Source organism: Chryseobacterium sp. W4I1 (assembly GCF_030816115.1).
In the GTDB taxonomy this organism is placed as follows: domain Bacteria; phylum Bacteroidota; class Bacteroidia; order Flavobacteriales; family Weeksellaceae; genus Chryseobacterium.
Window position 1 is genome coordinate 1,626,527 of record NZ_JAUSXQ010000001.1, and the last position, 12,626, is coordinate 1,639,152.

Below are 12,626 nucleotides of genomic sequence, written 5' to 3' on the forward strand. Positions count from 1 at the left end.
CAGAATGTTACGCAATACAAGTGCCAGTAATTTATAAGAATGTAAGTCTCTGAAAATGTGATTAAATATAATTTTATTAATTTTAAAACTGTTCATTATCGGACACTTTTTGTGCGGAAACGGACAATAGCAGGCAATGTATACCATAAGATATACAAAGTCCAAGATAGAAATTCAAGTTTATGCGAAAAAAAGAAGCTCATATTTTAATTGTTGATGACGACGAAGATATTTTATTTTCGGCAAGAGTCTGGCTGAAAAAATTTTTTACGGAGGTGAATTGCCTCAGTCAGCCAAAAAGCATTCTTAAATTTATGTCGGAACAGCAGGTTGATGCCGTTCTCCTGGATATGAATTTTCGCAAAGGTTTTGAAAATGGACAGGACGGATTGTACTGGATGCAAGAAATTAAAACTCTGGAACCGGAACTTCCGATTATTTTGATGACAGCTTACGGGGAGGTGGAGCTGGCGGTGGAAGCTCTGAAAAAAGGTGCTTCAGATTTTATTTTGAAGCCCTGGAATAATGAGAAGTTATACGCTTCTGTAAGTCTTGCAGTTGATATTTCAAGAAAAAATAAGAAGCTGAACCAATGGGAAAATGTAAGTGTAAAAACCAATCAATATAAGCTAGAAACACAGTCTTTTGCGATGCAGGAGGTGATGGATCAGATCCGAAAGGTTGCTGCAACAGATGCCAATGTTCTGCTTTTAGGAGAAAACGGGACAGGGAAATATGTTTTGGCAGAGCATATCCACGAATTATCGGAAAGAAAAAACCAGCCTTTTGTGCACATTGATCTGGGAAGTCTGTCTGAGAATCTTTTTGAATCTGAATTGTTTGGGTATAAAAAAGGGGCTTTTACAGATGCTCATCAGGATTATTCAGGAAAGATTGAAAATGCCCAGAATGGAACGGTTTTTCTTGATGAAATAGGAAACCTTCCGCTTCATCTGCAAACGAAATTATTAAGTCTTATTCAAAACAGAAACATTATCCAGACTAGGAGAGAGCAAGGAAAGATTATTGGATGTAAGGTTTATTTTCGCCACAAATGAAAACCTTAAAAAAGCGGTGTCAGAGAATCGTTTCCGAAAAGATCTCTATTATAGGATCAATACCGTTGAATTGCAGATTCCAAGCTTGAGAGACCGGCTGGAAGATATCCCGGCTCTCACCAATTATTTCCTGGAAAAATACAAGCAGAAATACCACAAACCGGAATTGGCTTTAAATGAAACGCTGACTAATGAACTGATCAATTACTCATGGCCGGGAAATATCCGGGAGCTCGATCATTGCATTGAGAGAAGTGTGATTCTTTCCAATGAAAAAAACTTGAAACTACTGATGCCACAAGATGAAGAATCGGAAAAGACAATCATTAATCTGAACATCGAGGAAATGGAAGAAATTCTGATTAAAAAAGCACTGAAAAAACATAGAGGAAATATTTCTTCGGCAGCTGAAGATCTGGGATTGTCAAGAGCAGCACTTTACAGAAGAATGGAAAAATTTGAATTGTAAATGAATAAGCAACAACTTATATCACTGCTATTTATTCTGTTGGCTACCATCAGTGGGATTTTTGCATGGGACTTTTTTTCGGAGAATAAGTGGATCAATTTCGTTCTGTTTACGATAATCAGTATTGGGTGTATTGTTCTGGCTCAGATTTCAGCCCTATCATTCGTTCAGAAAAGCGAAAAAATATTGCTGGCTATTCAGAAAAAAGACTTTTCCCTTTTTCCGGAAACGGAAGATAATAACCTGGTGGATCATGCTGTGAAATTGTATTATCAAAGCAAAGAGGAACATCTTTCTTATTCTTCTTACAAACTTTTATATGAAGGAATTTTGAATCAATTGGAAATTGGGCTGATGATCCTCTCTGAAACAGATAATAAATGGGAAGTATTTTATGTGAATCCGGTTTTTCTAGAAATACTGAAGATTCCGAAGTACAATTCCTGGGAACTTTATGAGTCTAAAATACCTGACTTTTATAAAATTATAGAACAGACGAATTACGAAAATTCTCAAGAATTTTTTGATATCTCAATCAATGAAAATGTAAGACAGTCGTTTTCTCTGAGAACAAAAAAAGTGGAAAACGTGAAGAACCGTTTCTGCATCATCAGCCTGGAATCTCTCCAGAAAATTATCGAGCAAAAGGAAAAACTTGCCTGGAACAACCTGATGAAAGTGATCTCCCATGAACTTCTGAATACGCTGACCCCCGTGAATAGCTTAATACAGAACCTGGAATATATTGCAAATCAGCAGGTTGTCGGAAAAGAAGATCAGCAGGAAATGAAAGAAAGCCTGACGGTCATCAATTCAAAATCTAAACAATTACTGAATTTTGTGGATGATTACAGACAGGTGGCCGAACTGCCGAAGCCGGTTTTCAAAATTATTGCATTAAAGACTATAGTAGAATCTGCCCTTAATTTCCTGAAATCCGAATTTGACAAAAGTAATATTACGGTCTCATTACTTCATTGGAAGATCAAAGAATTTTAGCCGATGAAAAAATGATCGAAAGATGTCTGATCAATCTTTATCTGAATGCAATTTATGCTGTTGCCGATAATTCCGAAAAGATCATTAAAACAGAGATTAAAACACTTAATAAGCGGATCATTCTAAGTGTGGAAGACAATGGAATGGGAATTCCAAATGAAATAAAAGACAAAATTTTCATTCCTTTTTTTACGACCAGAATCAGCGGATCAGGGATTGGCCTCACACTCAGCAAAAGTATCATTGAAGCGCACAAAGGTTATCTCACATACAAGCCGTTGGAAAAAGGCAGCCGTTTTGAAATCTGGTTTGTGGAGTAAGATAAACAGGACGTTTTTTCTTCTATTTCCATTGTTGGTATTTTTCAGGAATCATAGGTATACCTTTTGGAAAATAAATGCCATCGAAATCAAAATAGAAGAAGCTTCCACTTTCGGAATGCCTTATTTGAAGAAGCGCTTTTGAATTTTTTGAGGTGCTTATGTAGCGGTAATCAAATTTGTCATTTCCCAATACCGGTAAAGAATTCTTTTTTGTGTTGACCAATACCAGTTTATCCGCCTCAGGTATTAAGCTGAATTCCTGATTTAAAACAATTATTTTGTTATTAGATCTGATGGTCTCATTCTTTACTCCCGGAGGAGCAATCATCCTACCTCTAAGCTGGATTCCGGTGTTGAACAGTTTAGCAATACGGTCTTCACGATAGGGAACACTACCTGTTTTTTTAAGATGGATATCATATATTTCCACAGTTTCATCAGATTGGGAAATTCCATATTGCTGCCCGAAACTACGGATTATTGCCGTTTTTTTTCCAAGTGCAAATCCGGCCAGAGTAGGAGGAGCGCCGTTGTTTGTCCTGAAGATCAGATCGAAACTTTCAAAGTTAGGCAGCCCCTTAACTGCTGCAAATTTCTTCTTGCCATCAAGAATATCATAAGTCCCGTCCTCTTTTAGTGCCCAGATGAATTGGTCATCATTTAAATTTTCATTATCCCATGAACTGGAATTGGGTTCTATCTTTAAATAACTTTTATCTAGGTTGATAACTGTTTTTCCGGAAGCTAATAATGCAGATCTCTCTGCAAGTCTGAAATGATAATATGTATCGTTACCAATTTTTAACTGTCCACAGTCAGTATCCAGGTTTCCTGTGAATAATTCTTTCCCAGCTGTGGCATCTATCACTGCATCCGAATCTTCTTCTGTATGTATTATATAGCTTTGAAAATCGCCTGCCAGATAATAATTTCCAAATTCATTCAAATAACCAGGTTCTCTGTATTCTTTTCTGGATACATACATGATGCCAGTTTTACCGTTAAACTTAAAGGGAACATACTGAGGCTTATCCTGAGCATACATATTTAAAAAGAATAAATAGGCAAAAAAGGAGAAAATAAATTTCATTTTAATCGATTTTGAGATTATTTGAAGCATATTATCCATACTAAGTATAAATAAATGCTTGAGGTATCTGAATCAAATTTACATAAATCCAACCTAATGTGATTTATTTTTTATGATAATAACGAATCAGTTTAAAAATTGTATTTTTATGAAATACATGAAATATTGACTGAAGAGGTATTTTCCGCACCACAATGGATTAAAATCATCTGTTACATTTTTGCTCCTGTTTTGTTGGCTGCTGGAGTAGGTCTTTCTATGATGGAAAATAGTAAAGGTGGGTTGCTACTAATAGTCCCGGTACTTTTTCTTATCGCTGTTTCTATGTTGATGTATACTCGTCTGAAGCTTATGGTTTCAGATTCCGGGATCAAATTATTAAGAGGTATTAAGCAATATAATTTTGGTTGGAATGACATCACCAAAGTAGATATGATTGAGCTTGGAAAATTTAAAACCCCTAAAGTGATCATATATTACTCTGACCGGAAATTGGTGCTGGACAGAGGATTTTACCTCAAGCAAAATTTCAACAGGATTTTAGCACTTATGGAAATGAAAATTAGTCCGGAATTATTTACTGAACAATATAGAGATATTCGTGATCAACTCATTTAAAAAATGAGTTTTGTGATCTATAGGCAATGGTTTTTTATTGCTGATTTTACACCTTTAGATAAATAGTGATTATGGTAAACGATTATAAAAAATATGACCTTTTTGGTAAAACTCTGATGCAGAAGATAGCACTGACTTCGCCGTTCAGATTTGATTTTCCAGTCACAGAACAAGCTTGTTTTCTATATGTTTTACAAGGAGAATTCCAATATAAAATGGATAATTCAGAAATTAATATTCCTGCAAATTATTCCCTGTTTCTGAATTGTATAACCTCCGGAAAGCAGATCCATAATTCCGCAACTGAAAATAACTGTGAAATTGTAATTGTCACTTTCTATCCGGATATATTAAAGAAAATTTATGAAAGAGAATTGCCATTCATCCTGCAATCTCCGAAAAATAAAATTTCAAACAAATCAAATGAAAAGATAAATAATGACTTCCTGATCCAGAAATATGTAGAGGGATTGTTATTTTACTTTGAAAACCCATCCCTGGTCAATGAGGATATTCTCGTTTTGAAATTAAAGGAAATTATTCTTCTGCTATCACAAACTAAAAATGCAGAAGCAGTACAGCTGATATTGTCTCAATTGTTTTCTCCTATGACGTATACTTTTAAGCAGGTTATTGAAGCCAATCTGTTTTCACAGTTGACAATAGAAGAACTGGCAGAACAAAATAACCTGAGCGTATCTTCCTTTAAAAGGGAATTTGCGAAACTATACAATGATACACCTGCCAGTTACATTAAAAATAAAAAACTGGAAAAAGCTGCCGAACTGCTTGTAGTTTCTAATCAGCGGATCACGGATATTGCATTTGATTGCGGATTCAATGATCTCGCTAATTTTACAAAAAGTTTTAGCGATAAATACCATGTCAGTCCCTCGCACTATCGTCAGGAAAACAGGTAAAGGAGCGGGACGAAATTTTTGGACAAAGTTATAGAACTCAAGAAAAGCAATGTTAAATGAATATTTAGGATTGCTTTTTTATTGGACTAAAATGCCAAATAATTGAACGGAATCACAAAATCAATTCCTTTTTTCTGTCGCAATTTTGCAGTGTCGACAATTTAAAAATAATGGAATTAATATTTAAAAAATTAAAAAATGGGACTATCAAGTTTAGGAATTTTTCACACAATCATTGGTGTTAGCTCAATTGCAGGGGCATTAATAGGATTTATCAGATACGGTAAAATCAATTTAAAGGAAATATCAGGAAAGGTTTACTTTTACGGAACCCTTATTACTTCGATCACCGCATTGGGTATATCAAAACATGGAGGATTCAATCCGGGACATGCTTTTTCAATATTTATCATTCTGTTGGTATCTGTTGCCTATTTTCTGTTTTCAAAAAAAGAGCATAATAATAAAGCCCGCTATTTTGAAAACTTTCTGCTTTCCTTCAGTTTTTTCCTGTCTCTTGTGCCAACAGTTAATGAAACTTTTACCCGTGTACCGTTAGGGCATCCTTTAGCAAAGAATATCAGTGATCCTATCATTGGTAAAACACTTTTGGTTCTTTTCCTACTTTTTATTGCAGGCTCTGTTTACCAGTACCTTAGACAAAAGAAAATCAACAAACCAACTTCAACTTATCTGGAGAGTTAATAATAAGTAAGACATTGTAATCTATCAAGAGAAAAACAGGAGCCTAAATATTTTAAAACTCTAACTGCCTGACTGGAAGTAGTAATTTTTTCTTTGCGGATACTTTAACGTAAGTTTAACTCTAATTGAAGTTTCTTCTGTCTTTGATATCTTCAGTAATAGCGTATTTTTGCCGTCAATAAAATAATGGAATATGGGATTGTTTGATATGTTTACACGGGAGATTGCTATAGATCTTGGAACAGCTAATACCCTGATCATATACAACAATAAAATCGTCATAGACGAACCCTCTATTGTTGCTATTGATCGGGCTACGGGAAAGCCTATTGCTGTGGGAACACAGGCTAAGCTGATGCAGGGTAAAACCCATGAAAACATTAAAACGATACGTCCTTTAAAAGACGGCGTTATTGCAGATTTTCATGCATCCGAACACATGATCAAGGAGTTTATTAAGAAAATTCCGGATATGAGTGGCAAATTCATGCAGCCGGCTCTTAGAATTGTGATTTGTATTCCTTCGGGAATTACTGAAGTTGAAAAAAGAGCAGTAAAAGATTCAGCACTGAAGGTAAACGCAAAAGAGGTAAAACTGATCTATGAACCAATGGCAGCTGCTATTGGTGCCGGTATTGATGTTGAGAACCCTGAAGGAAATATGATCGTTGATATAGGTGGGGGAACTACCGAAATAGCCGTTATTGCCCTGGGGGGAATCGTCTGCGACAGATCTTTAAAGATCGCTGGGGATGTTTTTACCAATGATATCACCTATTTTATCAGGTCTCAGTATAATCTGGATATTGGGGAGAGAACAGCTGAAAGAATAAAAATTGAAATAGGTTCTGCATTAGAAGAACTTGATTTTCCTTTGGAAGATATCCCGGTACAGGGTAGAGACCTGATCACCGGTAAACCCAAAGAGATTATGGTAAGCTATAAAGAAGTTTTCAAAGCCATAGATAAATCCATCATGAGAATTGAAGATGCAATTATGGAAACGCTGGCCATTACTCCGCCTGAACTTGCTTCCGATATTTATAAAACTGGTATTTTCCTTGCCGGAGGAGGTGCTTTACTTAATGGGTTGGCAGACAGGATCCACCTGAAAACAGGATTGCCGGTTTGTGTAGCCGAAGATCCTTTAAGAGCTGTTGTTCGGGGAACCGGGATCGCCCTAAAAAACATCAATAAATTCAGATTTTTAATAAAGTAATCTACACATTATTTCTGTTAAGACTTATTGTCAGTACAAATTCATACTGGTAAGGAGATGTACATCCGTTGGTGAAATAATAGTTGACTAAAAAAACAGTTAGTTAGGGAATGAGTATATTTGGAATATTGAAATAACTCATTAACCAAAAAATTATATGCGGAAAATTTTACTTATTCTGGGGGTTGTCCTGTCTTTCAATATAAATGCTCAGGAGAATCTTTTAGATACTTCTTATGGGACTAACAGCGGATATACTAATTTTGCTTTTTACACCAATGGCCAAACCTCCGGTGGTTTACAAGTTCATGAAACCATCAAACTTCCTGACGGAAAAATATTAGCGGTTGGCACCAATCTTTTTGCCCGCTTTACTGCCAATGGTCTTCTTGATACAACTTTTAATGGGCTGGGATACAAATATATTTATCCCACAGGAAATTACGGAAGAATAGAATCTGCGAAAGACGGAAATTTTATTGTTCTTGATTTTGCAACTGGTGGAAAACTGGAAAAGATAAATGCTGATGGAAATTTTGTACCTGGTTTTACCACCTTTACCAATACCGGCTCTTTTATTGATATTTTCGTTGATCCCGACGGCAAAATTTATCTTTTAAAACATGATAGCTACAATTACTTTATTTATCGTATCCTTCCAAACGGTCTTTTAGATAGTACTTTTGGGAGTAACGGAAGAATTGATTTAGGTTCAACTTACCGATATGGTAAAATAAAAGTAAATTCAAACAACGAAATTTTTGTTGCAGGAAAGCACGAGATTTTTGTTAATAACCGTAAGATTCTGGTTACAAAAATTACAGCTGCCGGATCTATTGATACAACTTTTGGAACAGGAGGACATTTTATGTATCCTGGCGGAGAATATATAGGAGACTATACCCAGCTGGAACTTTTGGATGATGGGAAAATTCTGGGATTTACATCTGGAAGTATGTGTAGCGGAGGAAACTGCTTTGGGCTTGTTATGTACCGCCTTCTTCCGAATGGAGTTTTAGATACTACATTTAAAAATTCAGGAACCAATACTATTCCTATACAGTCAAATTCTGATCCTACCAAAATACAACGTTTGCAGGATGGATCCTACATTATTTCAGGAACCGGAATACGATCGATGTATGCCTTAAAAATGAATGCAGATGGTATTCTGGATTCTTCTTTTGGGTTAAATGGCCTGATCATTACACCTAAGTTATCAGGAGAAGGATATCCTGCTTATTCTGAGGGTTTTGAGCTTTATAACAATTCTATTGTTCTCATTGGTATCTACTCATTTTGGCATGGCGCTCAGTTGAGATATGCGGGTACAGCAAGAAAATACTTCTTTAGTACAAGCAATTTATCTACTCAGGAAATACATGCACAGAAAGCAAAACTATACCCTAATCCGTCAATGGATATTTTGCATTTTCAATCAGAGGAAAATGTATTAAGCTATGAAATTTATGATTTCACAGGGAAAAAGATAGATTCTGGTGTTCAGATCGTTAATAATTCTATCCATATCAGTTATCTTATCTCAGGAACATACCTACTTAATCTGAAAACAGAAAAAGGAATTATAACTTCTCAGTTCATAAAAAAATAAACCAGATCAAATTGCTGTAACGACAATTATTCGCCTATAATGGAAAATTAAATTTATAATAATTAATAAGAACTAAATGTTTAGCAATTCTCTATAAACAAAATAGCTGCATTCTTAGTGCAGCTATTTTTATTTAAATGAAAAAATTCTAGTTACTTTTTGAACGTGATACAGAGATAAGGTAGACCAGATGCGCAAACATACTTCTTTTTGCAGATTCTATTTTAACATCACCTGTACTTTGGTTGATCGTAGTCACAAGATCTGCATTACATTGTCCTGAGAAAGATCCGCTTCCCAAATAATTGGCAGAATTGGCCACAGGATATGAAATCCTTGGATAGTCGGGTGCCACCTGTTCAGCAGCTGTAGCTCCCCCCACATAACCCTTATTATCAATATATCGCGCAGACCAGACTCCCAGAAACTGTCCATTTGCTGTATTGATGGTCTGGCCTACCACAATTTGGGTGTCAATAGCTTTGGTAAAGCCGGCACATGAACTATAGTGATTGACATTAACTGTACAGGATGATGCATTGTCTGTAGGCTGAAAGCATTTCCCTTCATAAATTGTCAGTCTTTGTTCCGTGGGAGATGTGGAAGTATTTAATAAAGCCTTAGGCGAAAAGATCTCTTCAGGAGAGAGTAGCGTTAAAACACCTTGTGAGTCTGCTGAAACAATTTTTCTCTCGGCATTGGCCAGGGTTCTTACTCTTACCAATCCGTTGACATCCAGGGTGTGAGTAGGTGTGCTTGTGTTGATCCCTACCTGAGATTTGAAATTACTGAAAAAAGCAATAGCAACAAAAAATGGTATTCTTGTCTTCATGTTGATCATCGTTTTTAAATGGTTTTATATTTTTCACTAAAGTAGGAAATATTTATAACCGCTAAAAATAATTTCAATCTAAATTCCTTATAATCGAGATGAAAATAATATAATTAATAAAAATGTACTAAATCAATCTTAATATTTAAATTTAATAGGTATTGGGTATTTAAAGCAATTTTCAGTACTTCATGAGCTGTTTAGCTGTTTGTATTTGGAAAATAATTGTATTTTAGCCAAAATATGTAGTTAATTGATAAAAATATAAACAGCTGATTAAAATTCAGATAATCTGAATGAAAAAAATTAGTAGATTTGCACGGAACAAAACCAGAAAAATATTTAACATTAGTTCAGATCCCTATCTCTGGGGATAGAATGTAAATAGATAACAATAAAATTTGATTAGGTTATAAAACTATTAGAAACTATGAAGAAACTTTTTTTACTTCTTTTAACAGCATTTTTATTTATCGGTTGCAGCTCTGATGATGACACTATTTATGATTATATAGGAACATGGTCAGGAAAATATACAGGCAGTGACGACGGAACCTGGAACGTGGTAGTGGCAAGTGACGGAAAAGTAACCGGAACAATGCATTCAACAGTAAATGATGAAAACTACAATATCTCCGGACACTTAACTGAAACCGGTGATCTTACTGCTGTGATTGGGCTTCCTTCCGATGGGGAATTTAAAGGAACCCTTTCAAAAGATAAAAAAGGAAACGGAAACTGGTCAAACGCTGTTCCTACACCGGCAAGATACGGAACCTGGACAGGTGACAAAAAATAAAAACAGAAAGCCTGCAGATCAATCTGCAGGCTTTTTGTCTAAATAAATCCCATCCGGGTAATTTTATTGTTTTTTTTTAATACTAAAAAGTAGAGTAGGAGCGTATCATCCGGAAAATGCCTTTCCAAAAAAATCTCTTTCTCCTCAACCGAAGAAAGTTTCTCTTCAAAATATTCCGCTGAATATAGATCGAGATTGGGTTGTATCATAATGATCGCCATTTCATCTTCGGAAAGTTTTTTCCCTAAATTCAGAATTCTGTTTTTCTTTTTCTCCAAAACAAAAACGTCTGCAGGAATATTCTGGATTTCTCCAAAACTGAATTCTTTCAGTAACTTTAATCCCTGCTGGGTTGCAAGACCATTTTGCACCGTTCTTTTTCCTCTACCTGAAATGGTATCGAGATCTTTAATGACTGTCATCAGTTTTGCAAATTTCTGGTACAACACAGGATCACCTGCTTCCTTAGTATAGCTCTCAATACAACTTCGTATTGTTTTTCCAGCTTTTGAACAATGCCCAAATTCCGAACTGTTCTGCCTTACTTTTTCATAAGACGCACTTTTCTTAAATGCATTTTTATTAAATCCACTTTTTTTCCGGACTACATTTTTCCCGTTCAGGCTGTAAAAAACCAGATCGCCTACACTTCCTTTGATCTTTATTAAACTTTCATATGTTGCCATATCGCAAAATTGAATTCAAATATACTAATAAATATAGGAAAACAATATTTTAACATATATTTATACTATAGTTCTAGTATACTTATTATATAATTTAAATATAAAATGTATATTTGCGCATAATTAGTTACTTCATTTAAAATCAGATGACTATGAAAACGGGATTATTTGAAAAAAACTTAAGAATAAAGCAATTTTCTGTTCTACTGATAGCTTCTGCTGTCATTGTTTCATGCGGATCATCAAAAAACGTATCTTCAAAGAAAAATTCGGGGACTAAAACTGTTGCGAAAACAGAAAATCTCAGAAAACTGGATTCTAAATTTGATGGAAATATTTCCAGATCTGTCAACGATATTCTGAAAGATGCCGAAAGGTATATCGGGACTCCTTACAAATTTGGAGGAAACAGCTCGTCAGGATTCGACTGTTCCGGTTTTACTGTAAAAGTTTTTGAAGAAAATGATTTCTCATTGCCTCGCAGATCCAGTGATCAGGCGGATGCCGGTAAAAAAATAGATATTAAAGAAGTAAAACCGGGTGACCTTTTATTTTTTGCAACAGCCGGAGGAAGCAGAGTCTCCCATGTCGGTATCGTTCATGATATTGGTGCTGACGGCGAAGTGAAATTTATCCATGCTTCCACATCAAAAGGAGTAATGATCTCATCATTGAATGAGAAATACTGGAATAAAGCTTATCTCCACGCTCAAAGGGTTTTATAAGATTTATTTAAATCAATCGTTGATATGGAAAATCGAACCTTTGCTTTTATTAAAACAGATAAAAAACTGGTAAAACTGTTCTTTAAAGATATTACCATTATCAAAGGTTTGGGAAATTATGTGGAAATCAATACCACCTCCAACAAAAAATACCTTTACTACAAAGCCCTTAAAGATTTGATTGAAAGTCTTCCGGATGAATTCATGAGGGTTCATAACTCTTACATTATCAATTTGACGAATATCGAATATTTTGAAGACAACCAGCTTGCATGCCAGGATCAGAAAATTGCCGTGGCGAAAAGTTACAAAGACTGTCTGGTTACAGCCCTCAATAAAATGATGCTCTGAAAAAGAAGCATAAAAAAACTACTATTTTAATCATTCGTCGTTAAAAACCATGTCAAGGTTCAAAACCTTGATATGGTTTCACAACTTAATTTAACGACTTCTAAAAACAGAAAACATCAGAAAATCACCCATCCACATCATATTTCCTTCAGACCGAATAATAAATTGGTTAAACTGTTCCATTCATTTTACATTCGTTAAAAAATAACAATGAATAAAG

General features: G+C 35.1%; 13 protein-coding genes and 1 pseudogene. 11 read left to right on the forward strand and 3 right to left on the reverse strand.

All coding sequences use genetic code 11. From position 1 onward, the window contains the following. Positions 1 to 182: 182 nt before the first annotated feature. From QF044_RS07485 to QF044_RS07495, 3 genes and pseudogenes are all read left to right on the forward strand, one after another. Positions 183 to 1,527 (forward strand): annotated as a pseudogene (locus QF044_RS07485) (sigma-54-dependent transcriptional regulator). After that, positions 1,528 to 2,526, forward strand: a complete 999-nt coding sequence (locus tag QF044_RS07490; protein WP_307265603.1) for a histidine kinase — start codon at positions 1,528 to 1,530, stop codon at positions 2,524 to 2,526. An 11-nt stretch (positions 2,527 to 2,537) separates the two neighbouring features. Next, positions 2,538 to 2,846, forward strand: a complete 309-nt coding sequence (locus QF044_RS07495; RefSeq protein ID WP_307265604.1) for an ATP-binding protein — start codon at positions 2,538 to 2,540, stop codon at positions 2,844 to 2,846. Between the two features lie 22 nt (positions 2,847 to 2,868). On the opposite strand, the gene QF044_RS07500 is transcribed toward QF044_RS07495, so the two are convergent. Beyond that, entirely contained in the window at positions 2,869 to 3,939 is a 1,071-nt protein-coding gene (locus QF044_RS07500; protein WP_307265605.1) for a hypothetical protein, read from the reverse strand. A 165-nt stretch (positions 3,940 to 4,104) separates the two neighbouring features. On the opposite strand from QF044_RS07500, the gene QF044_RS07505 reads away from it, so the two are divergent. From QF044_RS07505 to QF044_RS07525, 5 genes are all read left to right on the forward strand, one after another. Continuing rightward, positions 4,105 to 4,557, forward strand: coding sequence for a hypothetical protein (locus QF044_RS07505; protein WP_307265607.1), 453 nt, complete (start codon positions 4,105 to 4,107; stop codon positions 4,555 to 4,557). Between the two features lie 71 nt (positions 4,558 to 4,628). Then, a complete protein-coding gene (locus QF044_RS07510; protein ID WP_307265608.1) occupies positions 4,629 to 5,477 on the forward strand; it encodes an AraC family transcriptional regulator in 849 nt (282 codons plus the stop codon). A gap of 198 nt (positions 5,478 to 5,675) precedes the next feature. Beyond that, positions 5,676 to 6,182 (forward strand): hypothetical protein, encoded by a 507-nt coding sequence (locus tag QF044_RS07515; protein ID WP_307265609.1) that lies wholly within the window; start codon positions 5,676 to 5,678, stop codon positions 6,180 to 6,182. Positions 6,183 to 6,375: 193 nt separating this feature from the next. Beyond that, complete coding sequence (locus tag QF044_RS07520) at positions 6,376 to 7,401, forward strand: rod shape-determining protein (RefSeq protein WP_307265611.1); 1,026 nt, start codon at positions 6,376 to 6,378, stop codon at positions 7,399 to 7,401. A gap of 157 nt (positions 7,402 to 7,558) precedes the next feature. After that, a complete protein-coding gene (locus QF044_RS07525) occupies positions 7,559 to 9,013 on the forward strand; it encodes a T9SS type A sorting domain-containing protein (RefSeq protein ID WP_307265613.1) in 1,455 nt (484 codons plus the stop codon). 148 nt (positions 9,014 to 9,161) lie between these two features. Here QF044_RS07525 and QF044_RS07530 read toward each other — a convergent pair whose 3' ends face one another. Beyond that, positions 9,162 to 9,845: a hypothetical protein gene (locus QF044_RS07530; RefSeq protein WP_307265615.1), complete on the reverse strand. Its 684-nt coding sequence runs from the start codon at positions 9,843 to 9,845 to the stop codon at positions 9,162 to 9,164. A gap of 430 nt (positions 9,846 to 10,275) precedes the next feature. On the opposite strand from QF044_RS07530, the gene QF044_RS07535 reads away from it, so the two are divergent. After that, positions 10,276 to 10,644 (forward strand): hypothetical protein, encoded by a 369-nt coding sequence (locus tag QF044_RS07535; protein WP_307265617.1) that lies wholly within the window; start codon positions 10,276 to 10,278, stop codon positions 10,642 to 10,644. A 38-nt stretch (positions 10,645 to 10,682) separates the two neighbouring features. Here QF044_RS07535 and QF044_RS07540 read toward each other — a convergent pair whose 3' ends face one another. Next, positions 10,683 to 11,330, reverse strand: coding sequence for a hypothetical protein (locus QF044_RS07540; protein ID WP_307265619.1), 648 nt, complete (start codon positions 11,328 to 11,330; stop codon positions 10,683 to 10,685). 152 nt (positions 11,331 to 11,482) lie between these two features. On the opposite strand from QF044_RS07540, the gene QF044_RS07545 reads away from it, so the two are divergent. Both QF044_RS07545 and QF044_RS07550 read left to right on the forward strand, forming a co-directional pair. After that, positions 11,483 to 12,055, forward strand: a complete 573-nt coding sequence (locus tag QF044_RS07545; protein ID WP_307265621.1) for a C40 family peptidase — start codon at positions 11,483 to 11,485, stop codon at positions 12,053 to 12,055. A 24-nt stretch (positions 12,056 to 12,079) separates the two neighbouring features. Beyond that, positions 12,080 to 12,406 carry a LytTR family DNA-binding domain-containing protein gene (locus QF044_RS07550; protein WP_307265623.1) on the forward strand — a complete coding sequence of 109 codons (327 nt, stop codon included), beginning with the start codon at positions 12,080 to 12,082 and terminating at the stop codon, positions 12,404 to 12,406. Positions 12,407 to 12,626 lie beyond the last annotated feature (220 nt).